General features: G+C 58.0%; 23 protein-coding genes. 16 read left to right on the forward strand and 7 right to left on the reverse strand.

Annotated elements, in window-relative coordinates; all coding sequences use genetic code 11:
• Positions 1-49 precede the first annotated feature (49 nt).
• The 3 genes from G5179_RS10080 to ppa all read left to right on the forward strand — a co-directional run bounded on the left by G5179_RS10080 (position 50) and on the right by ppa (position 3,369).
• Positions 50-931 (forward strand): LysR family transcriptional regulator, encoded by an 882-nt coding sequence (locus tag G5179_RS10080; RefSeq protein WP_421258299.1) that lies wholly within the window; start codon positions 50-52, stop codon positions 929-931.
• 110 nt (positions 932-1,041) lie between these two features.
• Complete coding sequence (locus G5179_RS10085) at positions 1,042-2,622, forward strand: DUF3369 domain-containing protein (RefSeq protein WP_421223911.1); 1,581 nt, start codon at positions 1,042-1,044, stop codon at positions 2,620-2,622.
• Positions 2,623-2,838: 216 nt separating this feature from the next.
• Complete coding sequence (ppa, locus tag G5179_RS10090; RefSeq protein WP_005335667.1) at positions 2,839-3,369, forward strand: inorganic diphosphatase; 531 nt, start codon at positions 2,839-2,841, stop codon at positions 3,367-3,369.
• A gap of 28 nt (positions 3,370-3,397) precedes the next feature.
• On the opposite strand, the gene G5179_RS10095 is transcribed toward ppa, so the two are convergent.
• Entirely contained in the window at positions 3,398-3,745 is a 348-nt protein-coding gene (locus G5179_RS10095; protein ID WP_371178944.1) for a hypothetical protein, read from the reverse strand.
• Positions 3,746-3,884: 139 nt separating this feature from the next.
• On the opposite strand from G5179_RS10095, the gene G5179_RS10100 reads away from it, so the two are divergent.
• From G5179_RS10100 to G5179_RS10150, 11 genes are all read left to right on the forward strand, one after another.
• On the forward strand, positions 3,885-4,775 hold the full coding sequence (locus G5179_RS10100; protein WP_005335678.1) for a hypothetical protein: 891 nt from the start codon (positions 3,885-3,887) through the stop codon (positions 4,773-4,775).
• A gap of 220 nt (positions 4,776-4,995) precedes the next feature.
• On the forward strand, positions 4,996-5,538 hold the full coding sequence (locus G5179_RS10105; protein ID WP_005343253.1) for a YtfJ family protein: 543 nt from the start codon (positions 4,996-4,998) through the stop codon (positions 5,536-5,538).
• A gap of 44 nt (positions 5,539-5,582) precedes the next feature.
• Positions 5,583-5,882 carry a DUF2607 family protein gene (locus tag G5179_RS10110; protein WP_005343252.1) on the forward strand — a complete coding sequence of 100 codons (300 nt, stop codon included), beginning with the start codon at positions 5,583-5,585 and terminating at the stop codon, positions 5,880-5,882.
• 31 nt (positions 5,883-5,913) lie between these two features.
• The gene (locus G5179_RS10115; protein WP_421258300.1) at positions 5,914-6,522 is read left to right on the forward strand and encodes a DUF2796 domain-containing protein; all 609 of its coding nucleotides are present in this window, start codon (positions 5,914-5,916) and stop codon (positions 6,520-6,522) included.
• A 4-nt stretch (positions 6,523-6,526) separates the two neighbouring features.
• A complete protein-coding gene (locus tag G5179_RS10120; RefSeq protein WP_421212663.1) occupies positions 6,527-7,216 on the forward strand; it encodes an ABC transporter ATP-binding protein in 690 nt (229 codons plus the stop codon).
• Positions 7,210-8,457, forward strand: a complete 1,248-nt coding sequence (locus tag G5179_RS10125) for an ABC transporter permease (RefSeq protein ID WP_043821722.1) — start codon at positions 7,210-7,212, stop codon at positions 8,455-8,457. The genes G5179_RS10120 and G5179_RS10125 overlap by 7 nt, the downstream gene beginning before the upstream one ends.
• A gap of 31 nt (positions 8,458-8,488) precedes the next feature.
• On the forward strand, positions 8,489-8,965 hold the full coding sequence (locus G5179_RS10130) for a DUF3299 domain-containing protein (protein ID WP_041234071.1): 477 nt from the start codon (positions 8,489-8,491) through the stop codon (positions 8,963-8,965).
• A gap of 104 nt (positions 8,966-9,069) precedes the next feature.
• Positions 9,070-9,930, forward strand: a complete 861-nt coding sequence (locus G5179_RS10135) for a TIGR03899 family protein (RefSeq protein ID WP_421244571.1) — start codon at positions 9,070-9,072, stop codon at positions 9,928-9,930.
• 257 nt (positions 9,931-10,187) lie between these two features.
• The gene (locus tag G5179_RS10140) at positions 10,188-11,825 is read left to right on the forward strand and encodes a PAS domain-containing methyl-accepting chemotaxis protein (protein ID WP_421258301.1); all 1,638 of its coding nucleotides are present in this window, start codon (positions 10,188-10,190) and stop codon (positions 11,823-11,825) included.
• 574 nt (positions 11,826-12,399) lie between these two features.
• Positions 12,400-13,605, forward strand: a complete 1,206-nt coding sequence (locus G5179_RS10145) for a patatin-like phospholipase family protein (protein WP_323916022.1) — start codon at positions 12,400-12,402, stop codon at positions 13,603-13,605.
• Positions 13,606-13,658: 53 nt separating this feature from the next.
• A complete protein-coding gene (locus tag G5179_RS10150) occupies positions 13,659-14,642 on the forward strand; it encodes a hypothetical protein (RefSeq protein WP_139461053.1) in 984 nt (327 codons plus the stop codon).
• A 401-nt stretch (positions 14,643-15,043) separates the two neighbouring features.
• Here the strand turns inward: G5179_RS10150 and cysC are convergent, their stop codons facing one another.
• From cysC to cysG, 5 genes are all read right to left on the reverse strand, one after another.
• Entirely contained in the window at positions 15,044-15,634 is a 591-nt protein-coding gene (gene cysC / locus G5179_RS10155; RefSeq protein WP_421258302.1) for an adenylyl-sulfate kinase, read from the reverse strand.
• Positions 15,635-15,882: 248 nt separating this feature from the next.
• Positions 15,883-17,607 carry an SLC13 family permease gene (locus tag G5179_RS10160; RefSeq protein ID WP_268012053.1) on the reverse strand — a complete coding sequence of 575 codons (1,725 nt, stop codon included), beginning with the start codon at positions 17,605-17,607 and terminating at the stop codon, positions 15,883-15,885.
• A 4-nt stretch (positions 17,608-17,611) separates the two neighbouring features.
• Positions 17,612-19,039 (reverse strand): sulfate adenylyltransferase subunit CysN, encoded by a 1,428-nt coding sequence (gene cysN, locus G5179_RS10165; protein WP_421258303.1) that lies wholly within the window; start codon positions 19,037-19,039, stop codon positions 17,612-17,614.
• A 12-nt stretch (positions 19,040-19,051) separates the two neighbouring features.
• Positions 19,052-19,984 carry a sulfate adenylyltransferase subunit CysD gene (gene cysD / locus G5179_RS10170; RefSeq protein ID WP_332104822.1) on the reverse strand — a complete coding sequence of 311 codons (933 nt, stop codon included), beginning with the start codon at positions 19,982-19,984 and terminating at the stop codon, positions 19,052-19,054.
• A gap of 72 nt (positions 19,985-20,056) precedes the next feature.
• Positions 20,057-21,490 carry a siroheme synthase CysG gene (gene cysG / locus G5179_RS10175; protein WP_421258304.1) on the reverse strand — a complete coding sequence of 478 codons (1,434 nt, stop codon included), beginning with the start codon at positions 21,488-21,490 and terminating at the stop codon, positions 20,057-20,059.
• Between the two features lie 197 nt (positions 21,491-21,687).
• Here cysG and G5179_RS10180 point away from each other — a divergent pair, with 197 nt between their 5' ends.
• Together G5179_RS10180 and G5179_RS10185 are read left to right on the forward strand one after the other, a co-directional pair.
• Positions 21,688-22,611, forward strand: coding sequence for an SPFH domain-containing protein (locus G5179_RS10180; protein ID WP_005335703.1), 924 nt, complete (start codon positions 21,688-21,690; stop codon positions 22,609-22,611).
• The gene (locus tag G5179_RS10185; protein ID WP_005335704.1) at positions 22,608-23,063 is read left to right on the forward strand and encodes an NfeD family protein; all 456 of its coding nucleotides are present in this window, start codon (positions 22,608-22,610) and stop codon (positions 23,061-23,063) included. Before G5179_RS10180 ends, G5179_RS10185 begins: the two co-directional genes overlap by 4 nt.
• 69 nt (positions 23,064-23,132) lie before the next feature.
• Here G5179_RS10185 and G5179_RS10190 read toward each other — a convergent pair whose 3' ends face one another.
• Positions 23,133-25,238, reverse strand: coding sequence for a methyl-accepting chemotaxis protein (locus tag G5179_RS10190; protein ID WP_227341398.1), 2,106 nt, complete (start codon positions 25,236-25,238; stop codon positions 23,133-23,135).
• Positions 25,239-25,249: the final 11 nt, after the last annotated feature.

The following is a 25,249-nucleotide window of genomic DNA, read 5'->3' on the forward strand; positions in this document are numbered from 1 at the left end:
TTCGGCACGCTAAGGTGATGGTGAAAAAATCCGTCATGGCCTGTAAAAGATGAAGCTATATCAGATAGAACTCTTTGTAGAGTCAGCCAATAGCGGTTCTATTGCCAACACCGCCCGTCGCCTCGGCAAAAGCCGCAGCGCCGTCAGCACCGCCATCGCGGCGCTGGAAGTTGAGCTTGGCGTCGAACTTTTTGAACGAGGCGCCAATCAGAGTCGCCTGACCGAGATCGGCGAGCTGGTGCTTGATGATTGCACTCGCCTGCTGCAGGCAGCCAACAGCCTGCAGCAGAAGTGCAAACATTACGCCTCGGGGGCCGAAGTGGCGCTGCGGGTTGCCCGCGATGACGCCATTCCCGAGCCGGTGTGGCGCGAGATGCTGGCCAGCCTGCACAATCAGTTTCCCGGTACCAGTATCTCTCTGGTGCTCGCCTCCCCACCCGAACTACCGGCGCTGGTGGAAGAGGGGTTCGTCGATGCCGCCTTTGGCCTTATTACCGAGGATCAGGAGCGCAGCGGCCTCAACATCGATCTGCTCAACCCGATCCGCACCCTGATGGTGGTGGCGCCCAGCCATCCGCTGGCCGGACTGAAGCGGGTCAAACAGCAGGATCTGACCGATCACACCCAGGTCACTCTCTCGTATGTAGATGAATTTTCTGTAAAAAGCCTGCTACCTGTGGGAGGCCAGCATATAGGTCTCTCCAGCTTCGAGTTGATGCGCAACGCGGTCCTCGATGGGCTGGGCTGGGCAGTTCTCCCCTCGCCACTTATCCAGAGCCAGCTGCGACAAGGCACCCTGCTGACCCTGAAGCACAAGTTCAGCCTGCAGTGGCGAGACTATGGCGTCTATCTGGCAGAAAATGCCTATCACGGCAAAGTATTGGCCTGGTTGAAAAAATCGATCCAGAGTTATCTTGAGCCTTTCGAGTAAAGATGAAAGAGGCGGTGCCAGCTCACGATATCTGCTTATCCTGATGATCCTGACAGAGGTGATCGTGCATACTCTTCACATACTCATTGAGCGCCGGAGGCGTAACCGATATGAGCAGTGCCCAAGACAAGGACGATATCTGGCTGGATGACGACATCATCGAACTCGATGATGAAGAGGTCGTGGTCCCCAAGGCACTCAATCCCTGGCAAGTGCTGATCGTGGATGATGAGCCGGATATTCATCACGCCACCCGGCTTGCCCTCTCCAATATTCAATACAAATCTCGCCCGCTCGAGCTGCTCAACGCCTATAGTGGTGCAGAAGCCGCCACCATGCTGGAGGCCAATCCCAGGATTGCCCTGATCCTGCTGGATGTGGTGATGGAGACCGAAGATGCCGGTTTGCGGCTGGTGCACCGGATCCGCAACGAGATGCGCAACTCGCTGGTGCGGATCGTGCTGCGTACCGGCCAACCCGGTCAGGCACCGGAACAAAGGGTGATCCTCGATTACGACATCAACGACTACAAGACCAAGACCGAGTTGACGGTACAAAAACTCTTCACCACCGTCATCGCCTCCCTTCGCTCCTACGAAACCCTCAGCGCCATCGACAAGAGCCGACAGGGACTCGGCAAAATTCTGGAGGGCGCGGGCGATCTCTACCATCTCCATTCACTCAAGGAGTTTGCTTCCGGCGTGCTCAAACAGATCAGCGCCATTCTCGATGTGGGCACCGAAGGGGCCATCTGTGCCGAACGCCGTCCAGGCGAACATGGGCTTGAGATCCTGGCGGCAACCGGAGACTACGAGGCGCTGCTGGAGGAGAAGAGCCTTGATGAATTTTCTGCCCTGAAAGAGTCGGTCATGAAGGCGTTAAACGAGCGCTGCAACCGCTTTGAACACCCGCAGGACTCTCTCTATATTGCAGCCCAGAATGGCCGCGAGTTCGTGTTGAGCTTCACCCCGACCCAGCCTCTGGATCCTCTCGAGTGCGACCTGCTGGATGTCTTCTGCCAGCGCATCTCGGCGGCCTACGACAATCTCTATCTCTACAACCAGCTGCTTCGTGCCCAGGAGGCCACCGTGGTGGCGCTGGCGGCGCTGGCGGAGTTTCGTGATTCCGATACCGGCGAGCATGTCTTGCGGGTGCAGAAGCTCTCGGATGCCATCGTGGCCGAATTGAAGCAGATGGCGGTCTACCCGGAGCAACTGACTCCGGAGTTTGTCGAAATGATCGGTATGGCTTCCATCCTGCACGATGTGGGCAAGGTGGGCACCCCGGACCATATCCTGCACAAGCCCGGCCGTTTCGACCCGGAAGAGCGGGCCATCATGGAGCAGCACGCCGGCATCGGCGCCAATATCCTGCACAAGGCGGGCGAAATGGTGGAGGGAACCAGTTACCTCTCTCTCGGCGCCGAAATCGCCCGGGGCCACCACGAGCACTTCGATGGCAAGGGCTATCCGCTGCAGCTGGCTGGCCAGCAGATCCCGCTGTCGGCGAGGATAGTGGCGGTGGTCGATGTATTCGATGCCCTGCTCAGCAAGCGCCCCTACAAGGAGCCCTGGACGCTGGCGCAGACCATGGAGTATATCCAGTCCCGCTCCGGTACCCAGTTTGACTCTCATGTCGTAACAGCCCTGTCGCGACTGGTCAACGAGTCGAGACTCCCCTACTCGCTCTGACTCTCTGCACTTGCCACTCAGCATCCCTTGCCGGTGACCAAGGTCACCGGCAAGGCATCAAAACAGCTGTTTTGTTGCATCCTGCACACATCAACGCGCCGCAAACCGGCAACATCACCCTTCTTTGGCTGCGATATCAGCTGAAATATGGTCATTTAACATCACATCGCTATAATATCGGCCTGCAATCCTGATACTAACAACGAAGGAAATATCATGAGCCTGAACCTGGTACCGGCCGGCAAGAGCCTGCCCGACGATATCTATGTCATCATCGAAATCCCGCAGAATGCCGACCCGATCAAATACGAAGTCGACAAGGACAGCGGTGCTATTTTCGTCGATCGCTTCATGTCTACCCCGATGTTCTATCCGTGCAACTACGGCTACGTGAACGCGACCCTCTCTCTGGATGGTGACCCCGTCGACGTACTGGTTCCGACCCCCTACCCGCTGCTGGCCGGCTCCGTCATTCGCTGCCGCCCGGTTGGCGTGCTGAAGATGACCGACGAATCTGGCGAAGATGCCAAGATCGTTGCCGTGCCGCACTCCAAGCTGACCAAGCAGTACGACCACATCCAGGATGTGAACGATCTGCCGGAACTGCTGAAAGCCCAGATCCAGCACTTCTTCGAGCGCTACAAAGAGCTGGAAGCGGGCAAATGGGTCAAGGTGGAAGGTTGGGGCGACAAGGCCGCTGCCGAAGCCGAGATCAAAACCTCTGCCGAGCGTTACGCTGCCAAGTAAGCATCACTCGGTTTGTAAAAAAGGCGCCTTATGGCGCCTTTTTTGTCGGTGTTTGCGGCAGCAGACCGGCCGCATCTTCGGCAGGATTGCCCTGAATGTATATTTCACGGCCATCTTTCTGGTAGGGACGATAGTAATCACCGCCACAGCGATAGCCGCCGCCCGGCTGGCTCATCAGCTCGCAGTTGACCGGCAACACCTCCAGCCACTTGATGGCCTGCTGGTAGCGCAGCCACTCCTGCCATTCGTGTTCGCGCGCCAGCTGGTCACGCAGAGCAAAGGTATCCGCAACGGACATCCCCTTGTTGACGATCACCTGACCCGCCATGGCTGGCAGGCTGAGCAGCCCAAACAGCACTATGATCCAAGGCTTCATAACCCCTCCAGAGTGACTTAATTTCACAATTAAATTAAAAGTCACATCAATCTGTTATCCAGATCACAAAACGAAACATCACCAAAGTGGTGCCGGCTCACCTAGTTGTTAATTATCGTCCACGGCAGGAAGCACCACCATGAAGCTGACCCCCGCGCTGTTGCTCAGCCTCACTCTCTGCACCACCCTTGGTGCTACAAGCAACGCCAGCGAGATCAACATGAGCTGGCAGTGGCAATCCACCGATGGCCAGCGCAAGCACTTCCAGCTGACCACCGACGATCAGGTGATGGCCGCCAGTCGCCACGAGATGAGCCTGCTGAAGGCCTCTCTCACCAATCCGCTGGAGACCCTTTACGCCTACATCAGCCCGCGGCTCTACAACAGCATCAACCTGATCAATCAGAGCAGCCCGGAGACCGCTACCAAATTTCGCAATCTGGAGCAGGCCTTCACCCTGCGGGACGACAGCATGGAGTCGCTGCTGTTCTGGCAAGCCTACCAGCAGTATCAGGAGGATGCCTTCTACCAGATGAGGGTGATCCCCTGCGTCCATCCGGCCAATCGCAAACTGCCTTGCGTGCGACCCGATTACTCCCAGCTCTTCTACCACTTCAAGGGGCATCTCAAGCCGCTGGCGCAGCAATTTGCGGCCAAGGATCTCGCCACCAGCGTCAGCCTGCTGCAGGAGTGGCTAAACGCCATCCCCACCCAGCCGGAGCAGCTGGATCACTTCGCGCCGCCGCTGCAGGCACTGCAAGATAACAAGGCCGACAGCGACGAGAAGGCGTTGCTGATGGCCAGTCTGCTGGCGGAGCTGGCACCGCAATATGTGCTCAGCATCATCTATCCGGATATCAGCATCGGCAGCGTCTCCCCTGCCTGGCTGGCCATTACGGCAGACAGTGGCGTACCCGGTGATGTTGTGGTGATCAACAATCAGCGCCATGTGCTGCTGACCGGCTCGTCCCTGCTGGCCCAGCAGATGACCATGGCCAAGATCCCCCTCATCAGTGAGTCGCTCTACTGACGCAGACAGCTCAGACCAGCAGCCAATTCATTGATTTTTATCGATGTCATGCCATCCTAGCCGCCCTTGCCAGCCAACCACCTGGCTGGCGGGGCGCCGACGCTTCTGAATTGCGATCTTATTTAACACTTTTTAAACAGATCCGATCAGTTTAGGATGAAGCTCGCCCATTCCCTCAATCCGAAACTCGTTATAACATAACAAATGGAGTGTCATCAGGATGAAACATCTCGTACTTACTTTGGCGCTGCTGCCATCTCTGGTCTTTGCTCACAACTTCAAGGATGGCAACCCGGTGCCGCTGGTCAATGTCAGCGACAAGGGTGAGCTGGTACTGAATGGCAAGGATATCGGTTACCAGCCGTGGCAGAGCACCTCGCTCACCGGCAAGGTGTTTCTGATCCAGCATATTGCCGGTCGCTCCAGTGCCAAGGAGCTGAACGCCCCGATGATCGAGGCGATCAAGGCCGCCAAACTGCCGCAAGACAAGTACCAGACCGTTACCGTCATCAACAGCAATGACGCCATCTGGGGCACCTCCGGCTTCGTGAAGAGCAGTGCCGAGGACAGCAAGAAAGAGTTCCCCTGGTCCGCCATGGTGCTGGATGCCAAGGGCATGGCGCGCAACGCCTGGGATCTGACGCCGGAAAGCTCGGCGATCATCCTGCTGGATAAAGAGGGCAAGGTGCTGTTTGCCAAAGATGGCCAGCTCGATGCCAACAACATTGCTACCGTGATGGGGCTCATCAAGTCCCATCTCTAAGTCAGAGAGAAAGGGCGCTGATGGCGCCCTTTCCATAAGGGTCTATGGGTCGTATCAAGCTGAAAATCTGGATCTTGCTGCTGGGCTGGTTATGGCTGCAGCCAGCCCTTGCCCGGCACCAGTTTGAATCTGCCCTACCCGGCCACGACGACCATCACTGCCTGGTCTGCGCCCTCCATCTGGATGGCAAGCAGATCATCACCGCTACCCCCTATTGTTTCCCCGGTTCGACCTCTGTTCTGCCCGTAGTTGCAACCATGCAACGATCGGCGGATACCGCCACGCTTCACAGCTATGCCATCCGTGCGCCGCCCGCCTCTGCTTTTCTCTATCCCTTTGTTTAATTTCGCTATTTGTTTTGAAAAAGGATTAAAGATGAAAGCAGTTACTCTGTTGCTGGCCGCTGCGGCCTTTGGCGCACACGCAAATCACGACGAACACGAGAGCCACAGCCACGGTGCCCACGAGCATGGCCACGGCCACCTCAATCTGGTGGTCGATGGCGACCAGTTGATGATCGAACTGCAGGCCCCCGCAGCCGATCTGGTGGGCTTCGAGCACGCTGCCAAGAGCGATGAAGAGAAGGCGCAATATGCCAAGGCGGTCGCCCGCCTCCAGCAGCCTGATGCCCTGTTCCGCTTCGACCCGGCCGCTGGCTGCAAACTGACCCAGCAGGAGCTGCAAGCCGCCAAAGAAGAGCATGATCACGACCATGACCATGACCATGACCATGACCATGACCATGACCATGACAAGGCTGCCAGCGACAAACATGAAGACCACCATGATCATGACGAAGCGGGTCACGCCGATATGGGCGCCATGTACACCTACACCTGCGCTACACCAGCCAAACTGACCGGCCTTGAGGCGACCCTGTTCAGCGTCTATCCGAGCCTTGAGAAGCTGAGCGTGCAGGGGATCCTGCCCACCGGCCAGACCGCTGGCGAGCTGACCCCGTCCGCCAACAAGCTGAGCTGGTAACGCCATGAAAAAAGCCGTGGTTGAGATCCGCGATCTGGCCTTTGCCTGGCCAGGTGGCGACGCTGTACTCGATCTGCCCGCCCTCACCATCCGCGAGGGTGAGCGGGTCTTTATCAAGGGCCCGTCGGGCTCTGGCAAGTCGACCCTGCTCGGGTTGCTGGCCGGGATCCAGACCGCCAACCACGGCACCCTGGAGGTGCTGGGCCAACCATTGGCCCGGCTCTCTGGCCGTGCCCGTGACCACTTCCGGGCGGCCAATCTGGGTTATATCTTCCAGCAGTTCAATCTGCTGCCTTTTCTCTCGGTGCAGGACAACGTGACCGCTGCCCTCACCTTTTCGCCCGCCAAACGGGCTCGCCTGCAAGGGAGTCCGGAGCAGGAGGCGCGCCGTCTGCTGACGGAGCTGCAACTGCCGGATGACGCACTGCATCGCCCCGTCCATGCCCTCAGCATCGGCCAGCAGCAGCGGGTTGCCGCCGCACGGGCGCTGATCGGCTCGCCACCGCTGGTGATCGCCGACGAGCCCACCTCTGCACTCGACACCGACAACCGGGCGGCCTTTATCAAGCTGTTGTTCGAGGAGTGTGACAAGCAGGGCTCGACCCTGATCTTCGTCAGCCACGACCCTTATCTCGAACCCCTGTTCCCGCGGGTCGAAAACCTGCAACAGCTCAACCGGAGGGCATCATGCTAAAGCTCGCCCTGCAAAGTCTCTGGGCCCGCCGCCTCACCGCCGGGCTCACCCTGCTGGCCGTCGCCATCAGCGTCACCCTGCTGCTCGGGGTGGAGCGGGTGCGCACCCAGGCCCGTGAAAGCTTCTCCAACACCGTCTCGGGGACCGATCTCATCGTTGGCGCCCGCTCCGGCCAGGTGAACCTGCTGCTCTACTCGGTGTTTCGCATCGGCAACCCCACCAACAACGTGGGATGGGACTCCTATCAGGCCATCAAGCAGAAACCGGGCGTCGCCTGGACCATCCCGCTCTCCCTTGGTGACTCCCACAAGGGATTTCGGGTGCTCGGCACCAATGGCGACTACTTCACTCACCTGAAATACGGTCAGCAGCAGTCGCTGCAATTGCGGGAAGGGCGGCCATTCGACACGCCGTTTGAAGCGGTACTCGGTGCCCAGGTGGCCGAGAAGCTCGGCTATCACCTTGACCAATCCATCGTTATCGCCCACGGTGCTGGCAACACCTCGTTCAGCCAGCACGACAACCTGCCGTTCAAGGTGGTGGGCATTCTGGCGCCAACCGGTACGCCCATCGATCGCACCATCCATGTGCCGCTGGCGGGGATCGAGGCGATCCATCTTGGTTGGGATACCGGCCGCCACAGCAAGAACGTGACACCGGAGCAGGCGCTGGCGCAGGATCTCACCCCGAAAACCATCACCGCCTTTATGGTGGGGCTGAGCAACCGGATCCTGGCGTTCCAGCTACAACGCAGCGTCAACACCTATCCCAAAGAGCCGCTGATGGCGATCCTGCCGGGCGCCGCCCTGCAGGAGCTGTGGAGCCTGATGAGCGTGGCGGAAACCGCCCTCTCGGTCATCGCCGGTTTTGTGGTAGTCGCGGGCCTGATCGGCATGCTGACTACCCTGCTGGCGGGGCTTAACGAGCGGCGCCGGGAGCTCGCCATCTTGCGATCCCTCGGTGCGGGCCCTGCCCACCTGTTCCTGCTGCTGGCGCTGGAAGCCATGGCGCTGACCACGGTCGGCATCGCCCTCGGGGTCGCCGTGCTCTATCTGGGGCAGGGGCTTGCCTCGCCCTGGCTGCTCAGCCACTATGGCCTGCAACTGAGTCTGGGGCTGCCGAGCACCTACGAGTGGCAGTTGCTGGGGGTGGTCTGGCTGGCAGGCATGGTGATCGGCCTGCTCCCTGCTGCCCGCGCTTACCGCTACAGCCTGAGCGATGGCATGAGCATTCGCGTCTAGCGAGACGCCCTAAATAGAAACAGAAGGACAGATGATGAAGTGGAAAATTGTGGCGCTGCTCGCCAGCCTGCTGGTGCTGCCCGCCCTGGCCGCCGATTACAAGACCATCGACTGGGATGTGCTCATCCCGGAAGGGGAGAAACTGCTGCCACCTCCGCAGGTGAACCACGATGGGGATCTCGCCTCCGTGCCGCAACCGGTGGGCGGGGTAAACAAGAAGCTGGACAACCAGGATGTGCGCATTCCGGGCTTCGTGGTGCCGCTGGAGGGGGATGCCAAGAAGATCACCGCCTTCCTGCTGGTGCCCTACTTCGGCGCCTGCATCCATGTACCGCCGCCCCCCACCAATCAGGTGATCTATGTGAGCTACCCCAAGGGTGCGCCGGTGGATGACCTGTGGGATGCCATCTGGGTGAAGGGCAAGATGCGCACGATCAGCTCCAGCCACGAGATGGCCACCGCCTCCTATTCGATGGAAGCGGTCGAGGTGAGCGTCTACGAGGAGTAATCCTCCCGTTGCAAAAAAAGCGGCCTCCACGGAGGCCGCTTTGTTATCTTGGCATCCCGGTTGGAGTAACATTCAGCTCCAGAACCTGTGCGAATGGAGTCAGCATGGCAGACCTCCCCCCCCCGAAAAAAGAGAGTTCGATCCTGAGCAGCCAGGAGCAGACCCTGCGTCTGGCCCGCAGTCGCGGCATCGACGGCATGCTCACCCGCAATACCGACAGCACCTTCGAACAGCGCGCCACCTTTCGCCATCTGGCGGATCAGGCTGCCCGCCAGCGCAATCTGGAAGCCATCATGGTGATGGCCTCCCGCCACTGCGAAGAGACCGCGGCTGGCGGCGAGATGGACAGCGACTGGCTGACCCGCTTCCTGCAACTGGCGGAAGATATCAGCATGGTGCCGATGCAGCAGCTGTGGGGGCGGATCTTCGCGCTGGAAGTAGCCACCCCGGGCCGCTTCTCCATCCGGGCGCTCGCCACCCTCAAAGAGATGACTCAGCGCGAGGCCCAGCTGTTCCAGCGCATCTGTTCACTGACTTGCCACTACACCGGCAGCGACGAGCAGCGACTGCTGCTGGGGCTGCACAAGGGGGCCAGCTTGCTGAGCCGCGCCAAGGCAACGCGGCTCGGCCTTGGCAAATACCGCCTCCCCTACAACGCCCTGCTGCAACTGTTTGAGCTCGGGCTGCTGCATCGCGCGGAGCTGGAGTCCGGCCCGCTGCCCGCCGATGGGGTCGAGCTGGAGTTCGGCAACCAGCGCTGGCGGCTGCAGTGCAAGCAGCACAACATCACCCTGCTCTACTACCGCCTCACCCCGGTGGGCAACGAGCTCGCCCAGCTGCTGCAAGAGTCGCCGCTGGAGGAGTACCTGCAGGATCTGAAAACCGTGCTGGTGCAGAGTATCCAGATCGAGGTCCAGCATCAGGTCAGTGAGACCACACCGCCCCCCCCTGACGCCGCGCCCTGATCGTCGATGGGGGAACACGCCCACCGACGCGCCACAGATCCCGCTCACAGCACCTCACTCAGCAAAGTGAGGTGCAAAATGCAGCTCCCCTCGCACCTTGCCGCCGCTTTTTGCACATTGCAACGACAGCAGCGCCACATTCAGTGGCTGCGCCCCTTTATTGACACAAAAATCACTTAACGTGATTGATGGCCCGCCCTTTGCTTTGAAGCTTGATGCAGATCAATTTTCAACCACCACAGCCCGGAAGCATGGCTATGAGAATCAATCAACCGGTTACCCAAAGAGAACGTCTCTATCCAGACCACCAGAGCCTGATCTCCACCACGGATCTGGAGAGCCGCATCACCTACGCCAACGATGAGTTCTGCGAGATAGCAGGCTTCCAGCTCGACGAGCTGCTGGGGGAACACCACAATCTGGTACGTCATCCTGACATGCCGAAACAGGCCTTTGCCGATCTGTGGAACCATATCCGCGAAGGCAAGAGCTGGATGGGGCCGGTGAAGAACCGCTGCAAGAGTGGCGATCACTACTGGGTCAGCGCCTTTGTCACCCCCATCAAGGATGCCAGCGGCCGGGTGGTGGAGTATCAGTCGGTGCGCACCGCCCCGAGCGAGGAGATCAAACAGCGGGCCGAGAAGGTCTATGCCGACCTTCGCAACAACAAGCTGCCGCTGGCGCTCAAGCTGCCCACCTTCTCCCATACCCTGACCATCAACCTCTGCCTGCTGCTGAGCCTGCTCGTCATGTTTGCCCTGGGCTACAACCACGACATGAACTGGCAACTGGCGCTGGTCGCCCTGCCGCTGGCGATAGCGGCCATCACCCTGAATGCCCTCTCCCGCCGCCTCGGCAAGCTCAACAAGATGGCCCGCAGCCACTTTGACAACCCGCTGATGCAGCTGCTCTACACCAACAAGGTGGACAACATCGCCGCCATCGAACTCTTGATGGTGATGAATCAGGCCGAGTTCAACGCCGTGCTGGCCCGTACCCAACAGACTTGCAGCAAGATCCTGCAAGCCGCCGAGGGGGATCTGCGCAACGCCGAATCCATCACTGACAACCTGCAACAGCAGCAGGCCGAGACCAATCAGGTAGCGACCGCCGTGACCGAGATGTCGGAATCCATTCGCGAGGTGTCGCAAAGTTCGACAGACTCCTCCAGCCTGCTGGATGAAACGGCCGTGCTGTTCAAGAGCGGCAACCACAGCGTGGCCGAAACCGTGGCCGCCGTGGCGGGCATGAACAGCGAGCTGACCACCTCCAAGAGCGTGATCAGTGCGCTGGTCGGCCACTGCCGCGATATCGATGGCATCCTCGATGTGATCAACAACATCGCCAACCAGACCAACCTGCTGGCCCTCAATGCCGCCATCGAAGCGGCCCGGGCTGGCGAAGCGGGTCGGGGTTTCTCGGTAGTGGCTGACGAGATCCGCACCCTCGCCATCAAGACTCAATCCTCGACCAGCGAAATCCAGAAGATGATCACCGAGCTGCAAACCAGCGCCGGGGATGCAGAACAGGCGATGGAGAAGGGCTGCCAACTCTCCGAAAGCTGCCAGCAAAAAGCCTCGGCGACCGGCACCATACTCCAGCAGATCAACGATATGCTGCAGCAGGTCGCCTCCGGCAGCGGCCAGATTGCCCAGGCGGTGCAGGAGCAGTTCCACGTCACCGCCGAGATCAACCGCAACGTGCTCAGCATCAAGACCCTGGCCGATGACTCCAGCGTTGGCAGCCAGCATGCCGTGCACGGCATCACCCAGCTGGTCAACCAGTTGAGCGATCTCGACCGGCTGGTACGCCAGTTCCAGAAAGGGGCTCCAGCACCCCAGAGCCGCTACGAAGTGGCCACCACCCGCGCCGTGCCGGTTCGCCAAGCCAGATAACCACTACCCAAACAATCACCGCAGCAAAACCCTATGGGCCTTTGGGTCCATAGGGTTTATTAATGCCCGCTAACAAGAGGACGACATCCTCGCTTCACTGTCCGATTTCCCTCTGCGCTGATGGGCCTAAGCGGTTGAGCGACCACATTTAAACCCATTACTGATTAATTTATTGATCTTGCTCAGAAAACGGCCCGCTTGCGCTTTTCACCCCAGCCCCGTTCGGTAACATAGCCGCTTGGCAACCTCTCGCAGGAGTCAGCCATGAGCCAAACCAGTGCCAAAACGCAGGTAACAAGCAGCAGACTGGAGGCTGACATTCAGGGGCGGTAGCGTGGTTTTTGCTGGTTGGCGCAGAGCGTAGCCAAACCCAGCAGACGAGAATTATCACCTCAACCAGAACGGAATAAACACGGATTGGAGCGCTCGGTAAAACAGATGTGCAGATACGTTTCGCGGTAAACGTTGGGCTTCACTTCGCTCAGCACCAACCTACGATTTTTAGCCAAAAGTGCAAGATATCAAGGACGATAAGGAAATAACAATTTAATTACGTTCACCTAGAGAATCATAAATGACAAAAAACAAACGTATTGGACTAGTTCTATCAGGAGGTGGAATTAGAGCTATGGCCTTTCATGCTGGAGTGATACGGTACATGGCAGAGCAAGATGAGCTTGAACAAGTAACCTGTCTCTCTACAGTATCTGGTGGGAGTCTTGTTGTAGGTCTAATAATGCAACTATCTGGGGGAAAGTGGCCAAGCTCAGAATATTACCTAACTCATGTTTCAACTAGATTAAAATCCCTGTTAACTCGACAACAGAGACAACCTTTTACCAATGTCTTTTCCAGATTATTCTTAGGCGACATAGAAGGTGCCAAGACTTCATTGCGCCAAAACTTTCCCATGCAAGACATAATTCTTACAACTATTTCTTATATCTTGCGAAAGCCTTGGCTATTCAGAGAACGACTACATTTATTAGCCAAGGCATACCAGAATTGTTGGGGAGTTAATTCCACTCTTGGAGAACTTTCACCAAAGCCTGAATGGAGAATTAATGCTACATCTGCGGAGTATGGTGTCAGATTTAATTTCAAGCATAATGTGATGGGCGACTATAAATCTGGATATTCCTTATGTAAGGATATGTTATTGGCAGAAGCAATGGCAGTATCGTCTGCAGTTCCAGGGGTTTTTGGGCCATATCGATTGCCCACACGTAAAGGAGAGTGGTTTGAATGGTCATCAAATATTTTAAATGATATAGAGTCCAATATGGCCACCCCCAAAGAGTTAGAATTTGACTGGCTAGAGTTATATGATGGAGGGGTCTATGACAACTTAGGCTTAGAGCCATTCTTTGACTGTGGCACTCAGCTTATAAAAAAAGACATAGATATCTCTCATTTAGTTGTCTCTGATGCAGGCAAGCCTCTAGGATCTCGACATCTTGGCGATAAATTACAACCAGTAATGCGTATATACGACATTGCATCAAATCAATCTAGGTCTCTACGCGTTCGCGCATTAATAAATTTCTTTAAACAAGATAGTACGCGCGGTAGATACCTCATGATAGGAACGAACCCATATGAATGCATAAGACAAAATAGGTCATTACACACATGTGATGCATTCATACTTAGCAAAGAGGACAGAGAAGCTGCAGCTGCTTATCCAACACATCTATCATGCATGCTACTTGATGATTTTAGGCGTATAGAACAACATGGGTATGAGACCGCGCTAGCCAATTCACTTGCTTTCTCTTGATATAATAAACGAACAATCATATAACCAGCTAATCATTAAATAGAGTATTAAAAATGCATTTAAATGAATTATTCGGAAAATCCTCTCCCTCCGCAAAATCTGTGCACACACGATTTCGTGCATATAAATTAGATAAGGCAGGATCATTATACTCCTATTTTTCAGGGAACCATTTCACTCTTGTTGAAGCTATGGATAGCGAAACTAGTCGATATAACTTGATAGAAGAAATGCAGATCTGTGGAAAAAAATATATAGATACCTTGCATATCACAAGTTGGGATAATGACCATTGCGAAGCAAAAGCTCTTGAATGGATATTAGATGAGCTAAAACCTAAAAAAATTGAAATCCCAGGATACTCACATGATTCAGATAGCACCAAGGAATGTAAGAGAATAATAAAAAAATACAAGGAAAACATATCACGAAACTCTAATATAATATCAATCACGCCTGAATATATATCTAGTTTAAAAAGTAGCTCATCCTTAGGTTATCAAAATATTCTTTATCATCCCAAAACAATATTCAAGAAATCCAACAATAACTCTACCGTGAAATTTTTCCGCTCTGGTTCATTCAACGTATTGAGCACCGGTGATATCGAACATCACGACATAGGATCCTATCTTAAAAATTGTAAAAAATTGAAGCGAGAAATAGATGTACTAATTCTTCCCCATCATGGGGGACCAGTAGACCTAATGACGAGAAACTTCTTAGAGTGTTTAAATCCTAGTTTAGCTATATGTACATCAAATACAGGAAATCAGCATGAACACCCTGCGAACTCGATTAGGGATCTACTGAAGAACTTGGATATACCGCTGATGACAACCAAACGTGGAGATGTTTTAATAGAATCGATTGGTAACCACATAAATAAATATAAATGCTATGACTTACTATCTGATGGTATCTCCAGTCAGGAAATAAAAACGCTCACTCCTCGAAAATATGAACTCATGTCAATGAATGCTGATACCATTAGAGACAGACTAAATCATCGAAATACATGGCCTCGCCGACGTTAAAAATACACGATAGCTTCATTATTCGAGTGCTACGGAGCCAGTTTTTACAGCAGGCATAACATTGTGCCACCGAATAAAAAAGGTCGAGTAATATAAATAAAGGTCTAATTTGATGTGAAATAAATAATATTATCCCGTAGGTTCGAATAGCGCAGCGTATTCGGACAATCGCGAATATCCCCGCTGCAATATAAGTAAGGATCGGAAGATCCCCTTGCGGGGTTGCTATCGACCGCCTCGGAGTGGCTCAAGACTCGCCGGTGCCACTATAAGAAGCTGTATTTATGGGGTTTACGATAATGACCCAGCTTTTGCTTATAGTGGCTGCCGTCAGCTCATCAACGCCTGTGGTAGCTAACTGGCCGGCTGCCGGGCGCTTGTTATAGGTTCTTCCGATCCAGCTACAGGTAGTTCCCCTGCCGCAGGGCGGTCAGCAGCTCATCCACCAGCACTTCCACCGGTTTACCGGCATTCAGAAGATGGATCTCAGGCTGCACGGGGGCCTCGTATGCGGAGTCGATACCGGTAAAATTCGTAATTTCCCCTGCCCGCGCCTTTTTATAGAGCCCCTTGGGATCGCGCTCTTCACAGATGGCGAGCGGCGCATCCACAAACACCTCGACAAACTCCCCTTCACCCACGAGATTGCGCACCAGATCCCGCTCGGCACGGAACGGCGAGATAAAGGCGGTGAGCACGATCAGGCCCGCATCCACCATCAGTTTCGCCACTTCGCCGACCCGGCGGATATTCTCCTGCCGCGCAGCATCATCGAAACCGAGATCGCCACACAGGCCGTGGCGCACATTGTCCCCATCCAGCAGATAGGTGTGCTTGCCTTGTGCCGCCAGCGCCTGCTCCAGCGCCCCCGCCAGGGTCGATTTGCCCGCCCCCGACAGCCCGGTAAACCAGATCACCAGCGGTTTTTGCCCTTTCAATTCGGCCCGGCTCTGTTTGTCCACGGCATGCTTGTGCCACACGATATTGCTCATCCCACACTCCTTGCTTGGCGCTCACGCCTCAAAACTTAAACGGTCCGGAACCACGGGGAGCCGCCTCAGACTATCAGCCGACAACGTGCTGGTGCCATGGCATTGCTCATCCCACACTCCTTGCTTGGCGATCACGCCTCAAAACTTAAACGGTCCGGAACCACGGGGAGCCGCCTCGGACTATCCGCCGACAACGTGCTGATGCCATGGCATTGCTCATCCAACACTCCTTGCTTGGCGCTTACGCCTCAAAATGGAAACAGCAGGGGCACCATCACAATCACCCCGAGGCTATAGGCCAGCGAGACCGGCAGGGCCAGCTTGAGGTAGTCCGGCATCTTGTAGTTGCCCGCGGCATAGACCATCAGGTTGGTCTGGTAGCCGTAAGGCAGGATAAAGCTGGAGCTGGCCCCGAACAGCACCGCCAGAATAAACGGCATGGTCGAGACATCCATGCTGAGCGCCAGCTGGTAACCCATGGGGAAGGCCAGCGCGGCCGCTGCGTTGTTGCTCATCAGCTCAGTCAGCACCAACGTAAACACATAGATACCGATAAAGGCGATGATGGGGCTGGCACCGTTGAACTCCCCCATCAGCCAGTCGGCGATAAGCTTGGCCAGCCCGCTCTTTTCCAGCTGATCGGCAATGGCCAGCGCCCCGCCCACCACCAGCCAGATATCCAGCGGGAAGCGGCGGCGGATCTCGTCCAGGGTCAGAATACGGGTGAGCAGCAGCGCCACCAGCATCAGCAGCAAGCCCTTGAACAGCGGCACCAGATCGAATACCGAGAGCGCCAACACCCCGAGAAAGCCCAGCACCACGGCGGCGCTACGCTTGCCATCGAGACGGGTGGAGGCTTCCAGCCCGCTCACCACCACAAACTCCCGTCCCAGCGATTTGTTGCGGGCAAACTGGGGGCCGGGGGCCAGCAGCAGGGTATCACCGGCATGCAGCTCAATCTGGCCGAGGCCACCGGTAAGCTGGGTTTCACCGCGGCGCACCGCCAGTACCACCGCATCGAAGTGGGTGCGAAACTCGGCATCCTTGATGGTCTGACCCACCAGCCGCGAGCTGTGGCTGACGATCACCTCCACCAGATGCTGGCCGTTGAGGCGGTGCTGGCCGTAGAGATCCAGCCCCTTCATCTCCTGCAACACACCGACGCTCTCCACATCGCCGCAAAACAGCAGTACGTCCCCTTCGTGCAGCTCGTGTTCCGGCTGCACCGGGCAGATCACCTCATCGCCGCGAATGATTTCCGCCAGATAGAGGCTTTTCAGGCTGCGCAGGCCGTTTTCCTTGACGCTGCGCCCCGCCAGCGGCGAACCGGCGCCCACCTTGGCCTCGAGAAAGTAGCCGGATTCGCGGCTCATCTCGGTATCCTGCACCGGCAGGTGACGGGCAAACAGCAGCACGGCCACCAGACCGGTCAGCAAGGTGCCCGCCCCCACCATAAAGAAGTCGAACATGCCGAGCGGCGGCGCCCCCATCTTGATGAGGAAACTGTTGACGATCAGGTTGGTGGAGGTGCCGATCAGGGTCAGCACCCCGCCAAAGGTGGCCGCGAAACACATGGGTAGCAGCAGCCGCGACGGCGCATGGTTGGGGTTGCGTTTGACCGCTCCCAGCATGGAGGCCACCACGGCAGTGTTATTGACGAAAGCCGACAGGAAAGCGGTGGAGAACCACACCTTCACCAGCACCTTGTTGAATGAACCTGTGCCCACCAGATTGGCGAACCAGCTCATGATGCGGGTCTTCTCCACCGCCAGCGACACCAGCAACAACAGCACCAGCGTCAGCAGGGCACTGTTGGTGTAGCCCGCCGCCACGGCGTTGATATCCGCCAACCCGCTCAGGTAGGTGATGAGCACGGCGCCCGAGAAGAGCAGCGCCGGGCGGAGTTTGCCCTGGATCAGCAGGGCCACGAGAGCAGCCAGCAGACCCAGCACCAGGAATTGTTGCCAGGTCATGGGCTTACTCCTTGCTTGTGTCGTTACCGATGGCAAGGGCTTGCCAGTGCGGGAAGTGCTTGCGCACCAGCGCGTTGAGCTCGATCTCGAACTCGCTGTAATGCCCTTTTACCGCTTTGGCGGCCAAGCCTTCCACTATCATGCCGGCGCCGACGGTGACGTTGGTCAGCCGGTCGATCAGGATAAAGCTGCCGGTATCACGGATCTCCTGATACGGGTCGAACGCCACCGGGTCGGTGAGGCTCAGCTCGCACAGGCCGATCTCGTTGAGCTTGAGTTCGCTCGCAGGCAGCTCGTCCAGCTTGTTGATCTCGACGCGGTGGCGGATAGCCTCCACCTGACCGCGACTCTTCTTGGTGGCCAGTTTGACGTCGTAGACCCGACCCGGTTGCAGGGACTCCTCCCCCATCCAGACGATATGGGCCAGCACATTCTGGGTCACTTGCGGCTGCTTGGCGGCATCCACCAGCAGGTCGCCGCGGCTGATGTCGATCTCGTCGGCGAAGGTGACCGTGATGGCCTGACCCGGCAGGGCGTACTCCAGATCGCCGTCGAAGGTGACGATGCGGGTCACTGTGCTCTCCTTGCCCGATGGCAGCACCGCCAGCTTGTCGCCCACCCGCAGGATGCCGGAGGCGAGCGTCCCCGCGAAGCCGCGAAAATCGAGGTTGGGGCGGTTCACATACTGCACCGGCAGGCGCACTGGATGGCGCTCCAGCTCGCGCTCCACTTCCGCAGACTCCAGCAGGGAGAGCAGGGTTTCGCCCTGATACCAGGCCAGCTTGTCGCTCGGGTTGACCACGTTGTCACCGTCCAGCGCCGAGACCGGCACGATATGAATGGTGTCGACGCTGAGCTTCTTGGCGAACTCGCGGTAATCGGCGCTGATGCGCTCGAACACCTCTTGGCTGAACTCCACCAGATCCATCTTGTTGACCGCCACCACGAACTGCTTTATGCCGAGCAGGCTCGCGATAAAGCTGTGGCGGCGGGTCTGATCCAGCACCCCTTTGCGGGCGTCGATCAGAATGATGGCCAGATCGCAGGTGGAAGCGCCGGTGGCCATGTTGCGGGTGTACTGCTCGTGGCCTGGGGTATCCGAGATGATAAATTTGCGCTTGGCAGTGGAGAAGTAGCGGTAGGCCACGTCGATGGTGATGCCCTGCTCGCGCTCCGCCTGCAGGCCATCCACCAGCAGTGCCAGGTCCAGCTTCTCGCCGGTGGTGCCGAGCTTCTGGCTGTCGGACTCCAGCGCTTTGAGCTGATCTTCATAAATCTGCTGGGAGTCGTGCAGCAGGCGACCGATAAGGGTGCTCTTGCCGTCATCCACGCTGCCGCAGGTGAGAAAACGCAGCAGACTCTTGTGCTGCTGGGCGTGCAGATAGGCTTCAATGCCCTGTTCGGTGATGGCGGTCTGAATATGGCTGTTCATGCTGACGACTCCTTAGAAATATCCCTGACGCTTCTTCTGCTCCATGGAGCCGGCCTGATCGTGGTCAATCAGCCGCCCTTGCCGCTCGCTCGAGGTGGTGAGCAGCATCTCTTCAATAATTTCCGGCAAGGTGGTGGCATCGGATTCGATGGCCCCGGTGAGCGGGTAGCAGCCGAGGGTACGGAAACGCACCAGCTCCTGCTTCACCTCATCCTCGGCGGTCAGCGGCATGCGCTCGTCATCCACCATGATCTTGATGCCGTTGCGCTCCACCACCGGACGGTAAGCGGCGAAGTAGAGCGGCACTATGTCGATGTTCTCGAGATAGATGTATTGCCAGATATCCAGCTCGGTCCAGTTGGAGAGCGGGAACACCCGGATGCTCTCCCCCTTGTTGACCTGGCTGTTGTAGACCCGCCACAGCTCCGGGCGCTGGTTCTTCGGATCCCAGCGGTGGGACTTGTCACGGAAGGAGTAGACCCGCTCCTTGGCGCGAGACTTCTCCTCGTCGCGGCGGGCACCGCCGAAGGCGGCATCGAAGCCATATTTGTTGAGCGCCTGCTTGAGCCCCTCGGTCTTCATGATGTCGGTATGCTTGCCACTGCCGTGGACGAAGGGGTTGATGCCCATGGCGAGCCCTTCCGGGTTCTTGTGGACGATCAGATCCAGCCCGTACTTTTTGGCGGTCTCGTCGCGGAACTTGATCATCTCCTTGAACTTCCAGTCGGTGTCGACGTGGAGCAAGGGGAACGGGATCTTGCCCGGATAGAAGGCCTTGCGGGCCAGATGCAGCATGACGGAGGAGTCCTTGCCGATGGAGTACATCATCACCGGGTTTTCAAATTCGGCAGCCACCTCGCGGATGATATGGATGCTCTCGGCTTCCAGCTGCTGCAAGTGGGTCAATCTTTCACGGTCCATGTTGGTCCTCGGGTCATTGCTTATGCGCCTGCTCGGGGCGCTGGGTGGTTCAGTGCGCGGCCGCACCGGCAGCCGCATCAAATATCTCTTTCCGGGTCAGGCCAGCTGCACCAGCTTGAGGTCGCAGCCATCGAGATCCGGGTTAGCGTTCTGCTGGCCGCTTTTTTCCCCAAACCAGGCCAGCCGCTCACGCAGGGCAACCACTTCGCCGATGACGATAAGGGACGGGCTCACCGCCTGTTTGGCCAGCTCGGCCAAATCGGCCAGCGTGCCGGTCAGCACCCGCTGGCGGGATGTGGTGCCGCGCTCGATGATGGCGATGGGGGTGGCTTGGCTTCTGCCGTGATCCGCCAACTCCTGCTGGATATGCTCGGAGCGCATCAGCCCCATGTAGATGACCAGGGTCTGACTGGTGGCGGCGAGCTGTTGCCAGTCGGGCTCCTTGCCCTCTTTCTGGCAATGACCCGTGATAAAGACGGCGCTCTGGGCGTAATCACGGTGAGTGAGCGGAATACCGGCATAGGCGGTGGCACCGGCAGCGGCCGTGATGCCGGGCACCACCGTGAAGGGGATGCCTTCATCGGCCAGCACTTCCAGCTCCTCGCCGCCCCGGCCAAACATAAAGGGATCGCCCCCTTTCAGCCGCACTACCCGATTGCCCGCCTTGGCGTATTCCACCAGCAGGCGATTGGTCTCCTCCTGCGGCACGCTGTGGGCACCCGCCTTCTTGCCGACCGACACCAGAGTGGCGTCGCGGCGCACCAGATCGAGGATCTCGGCGGAGACCAGCTGGTCGTAAAGCACCACTTCAGCCTGTTGAATCTGTTGCAGCGCCTTGAGGGTCAAGAGGCCCGGATCGCCGGGGCCCGCGCCGACCAGCACCACCTCGCCCACTTCGCTTTTCGCCTGGTCGAGGCCATCACTCAGCCACTGCTCGGCACCTTGCCAATCCTCTTTTTCAATCAGGCTGGCGAGGGTGTTGGAGGCAAAGGCCCGCTCCCAGAAGCGGCGGCGATCGGAAATAGAGGAGAGCACCCGCTTGGCCTTGTCACGGACCCGACCGGAGAGCTCGGTCAGCCCGCCGAGATGGCGCGGTAGCAGGCTCTCCAGCCGCTCGCGCAAGAGGCGCACTAGCACCGGCGCCTTGCCGCCGCTGGAGACCGCCACCATCAGCGGCGAGCGATCGATGATCGAGGGGAAGATAAAGCTGGAGCGTTTGGGGTCATCCACCACATTGACGAACAGACCCAGCTGATTGGCACTTTGATAAACCAGTGCGTTGACTTCGAGGTTGTCGGTCGCCGCCACCACCAAAATCTGACTAGCCAGATGGGCCGGGGTGAAGCGCTCCGCCAGATGGGTGAAACGACCGGTGAATTCCGCAAATTCCGGTTCAAGCTCCGGGGAGACCAGGGTCAGCCGGGCACCGGCTGCCAGCAGCAGGCGCGCCTTGCGCAGGGCAACCTCGCCCCCGCCCACCAGCAGTACCGGGCGGCCTTCCAACTTGGCAAACATAGGTAAATAATCCATTTCGGCCCATCCCTCGGAACACGACTAATATGGGGCGACTATAGGCAGGGCAGCTTATCCCTCAAAATAATAAAAAATGCTTTTTAATGCGTTTTGGTAATTAGCAAACCCAATTCATGACAAAGGCGTACAAAGTCACTTGTGGTACCTGACGCCAGACCATAGGCTAGGGACTGTGTTTCATAAGGAGCTAAATGATGAATGAATCATTGATTGTGCTAGGGATTTTCGTGTTCCTGGTGCTCGCCACCCTGAGCGCGGGCATCAAGATCGTGCCCCAGGGCTACAACTGGACGGTGGAGCGCTTCGGCCGCTACACCCGCACTCTGACCCCGGGCCTCAACCTGTTGATCCCCTACGTGGATCGGGTCGGCCACAAGATCATCATGATGGAGCAGGTGCTGGACATCCCGGCACAAGAGGTGATCTCCCGCGACAACGCCAACGTCACCATCGACGCCATCAGCTTCGTGCAGGTGGTGGATGCCCGCAAAGCGGGTTATGAGGTCAACGATCTCACCAGCGCCATCCGCAATCTCACCATGACCAATATGCGGACCGTGCTCGGCGCCATGGAGCTGGACGAGATGCTCTCCCAGCGCGACACCATCAACGAGAAGCTGCTGCGCACCATGGATGCCGCCACCGCCCCCTGGGGCATCAAGGTGACCCGCATCGAGATTAAAGATGTGCGCCCGCCGCTGGCACTGGTCGAGGCGATGAACGCCCAGATGAAGGCTGAGCGTCAGAAACGGGCCGAGGTGCTGGAGGCCGAAGGGGTGCGCCAGTCCAAGATCCTGAAAGCGGAAGGGGAGAAACAGTCCCAGATCCTCAAGGCCGAGGGTGAGCGTCAGGCCGCCTTCCTCGCCGCCGAAGCGCGGGAGCGGGCTGCCGAGGCAGAAGCCAAGGCGACTCATATGGTATCCCAGGCAATTGCGGAAGGAGACCTGCAGGCCATCAACTACTTCGTAGCTCAGAAGTACACCGAGGCACTGGCCCGCATCGGTGAAGGCCCCAACAGCAAGATCATCATGATGCCGCTGGAAGCGGGCAGCCTGATTGGCTCGGTGGCTGGTATGGCCGAGCTGTTCAATAAAGATGGCAAGGGCAGCAAGTCATGACAGCCCTGTTAGAGGGGTTGACCCACTGGCACTGGCTGGGGCTCGGCTTCATTCTGCTGGCCATCGAGGTGCTCGGCTCGGTGGGCTTTTTGCTCTGGACCGGCATCGCCGCGCTGGAAGTGGGCCTGCTGCTGCTGATCTGGCCATTTGGCTGGCAGGCGCAGTTGCTGCTGTTTGCGGTGCAATCCCTGCTCACCACCTGGGCCTGGTGGCGCTGGCAGCACCAGCGCGATAACTCGGGTCAGGATGCCGCCAGCACCATCAACGAGCGGATGCAGAGCTATATGGGCCGCGAGCTGACCCTGCTGGATGATGTGACTCAGGGCACCAGTCGGGTGCATCTGGACGACACGGTCTGGACGGTGCGCTGCGACGAGTCGCTGCCTGCGGGCAGCAAGGTCAGGGTGGTCGGGGCCGACTCCCACATCCTGCTGGTTGAACCCCGCAACTGACGCAACTCTGCCGTCGAGTCATAAAAAAGCCCGCGATCGCTCGCGGGCTTTTGTCTCTCTGGCAACTATTCAGGTACGCAGCCGATCGAGCTGACTGGCGAGCGCCGTGGCCGCTTGCTCCAGCGCCTCGCTCAGTTGATGGCTGGAGCTGGCCTCCTGCCCAATCACGTTGGCGGTATCACCAATCCGCATCAAATTCTTGTTGATATCGTCACTGACGGCGCTCTGCTGCTCGGCGGCGGTGGCCACCTGACTGATGTGGTCGTGGATCTGCTGGATCTGGGCCACCACCCGATTGAGCGCCTCGAACGCCTGCTCGGTGCCCTGCACCGTGGTGGTGGAGCGCTCGATGCCGGTATTCATCAGACGTTGACTGCTGCTCACCTCTGTTTGCAGGCTACCAATCAGCTGGCCAATCTCGTCGGTCGATTCACGGGTCTTGTTGGCCAGCGCCCGCACCTCGTCTGCCACCACTGCAAAGCCGCGGCCCATGTCCCCTGCCCGTGCTGCCTCGATGGCGGCGTTGAGGGCCAGCAGATTGGTCTGCTCGGCAATGGCGCGGATCACATCGAGGATCCGGCTGATATTGGTGCTGCGCTGGGCCACCAGCGCCACCGCCTTGTCCGCCTCATGCATATCGCCGACCAGAGTATGGATCTCGTTGCGGGCATTGCTGAGGGTCTGCTGGGCGGTATTGATGTGGTGGGTCGCCGCTTCCGACTCCTGCGCCGCCTGCTCGGCATAACCCGCCACGCTGACTGCCGTGGTGCTCATCTGATGCATGGCGCTTACCACGCTCTCCAGCTCCAGATTCTGCTCGTCCAGACTGTTGCGCATGGTGTCGGCGGTATGTTTCATCTCCCGCGCCTGCTGGTAGACCTGCTGGCCAATCCCCTTGCTCATTTGCACCATGCCCCGCAGCTTGCCGAGGAAGGCATTGAGCTGAGAACCCAGATCGATCAGCTCCTGATGGGTGTCGATCTCCATCTGCTGGGTCAGGTCACCCTCGTTGCTGGAGAGATGACCCACATGGCGGCTGATAAGAGAAAGTGGCGCAGTAATGGTCTGGATAAACCAGACCAGCAGCCCCAGCACCAGCAGGGTAATCCCGCCCATGGCGATGATCTGCTGCCGCTGGCCATCCACCAGCAGGGCGCCCAGTTCATTGCTGATGGCGTGCGCCTTGCCGAGCGCCAGCGCCTTGGGCACCTTGATCATCAACCACCACTGGGTATTGGCTGCTTCAACCCGAATGGGCTGATGAAGAATGAAGTCACTGTCGCTGCTGACCGGCCGACCGTCAGGCAGGGTCAGGCCCACCTCCTTGAGTGGACGGCCCAGCTTGTCGGCATAGCGGTTGCTGCCCACAATCAGCCCCATCTTGCTGACCAGGGTCACATCCGCCTTGTTGTCATAGAGGCTCTTGCCAAGGTTTTCAGCCAGTTGCTGGAAGATGGGCAGGTTCATATCCACCCCGGCCAGCCCGACAAACTTGCCGTCACGCAGCACGGGCACCGTGAGACTGGTCATCAGCATCTTGTTTCCCGGACTGATTTCGTAAAGGTAAGGCTCCATCAGGCAGGGCTGACGGGTATCGCGACCACAGAGATACCACTCGCTGTTGCGAATGCCGAACTCGTTGAGGGAGGTATCAAACTTGGCCTCGCTGGCGGCGGCGTCCACCGCTTGCTGGGCGACGGCCCCTCCCTGATCCTTGGTGAAATAGACCTCCAGACTCCCCTTGCCCGCCACCGAGTGGCTGGCTCCGGCAACCCAGTTGGCATCCTCGCCATCGTAGCCGTTCGGTTCAAACTGGGCATAGATGGAGCTGATCCCGCTCGCCTGCTGCAGGCTGCTGCCGAGCAACGACTCCACTTGAGGCCGCGACAAGCGCAGTTCCGGTTTGGCCATGGCTGCTTCAATCTGGGCGGTCACGGTCAGGGGGATTTGGTAGGAGTTCTGCATCAGCGAAGCAATCTGGATGGCATAGCGCTCTGCCTGATACTGCAGACTGCGGGAGACCTCCTCTTCCAGTGCATCGCTGGTCTGGGTCATCACCATATTGCGAAGGGAACTGAAAGAAGCCGATTGCAACAGGGTCATGGCCAGCCCGGTCAACAGAAACAGCCCCATGGTCAGAGACAACAACTTGAACTTGAGGGAACGTTGCTTCATACGACAACTCC

This window comes from Aeromonas sp. 600886, assembly GCF_049174935.1.
In the GTDB taxonomy this organism is placed as follows: domain Bacteria; phylum Pseudomonadota; class Gammaproteobacteria; order Enterobacterales; family Aeromonadaceae; genus Aeromonas; species Aeromonas veronii_A.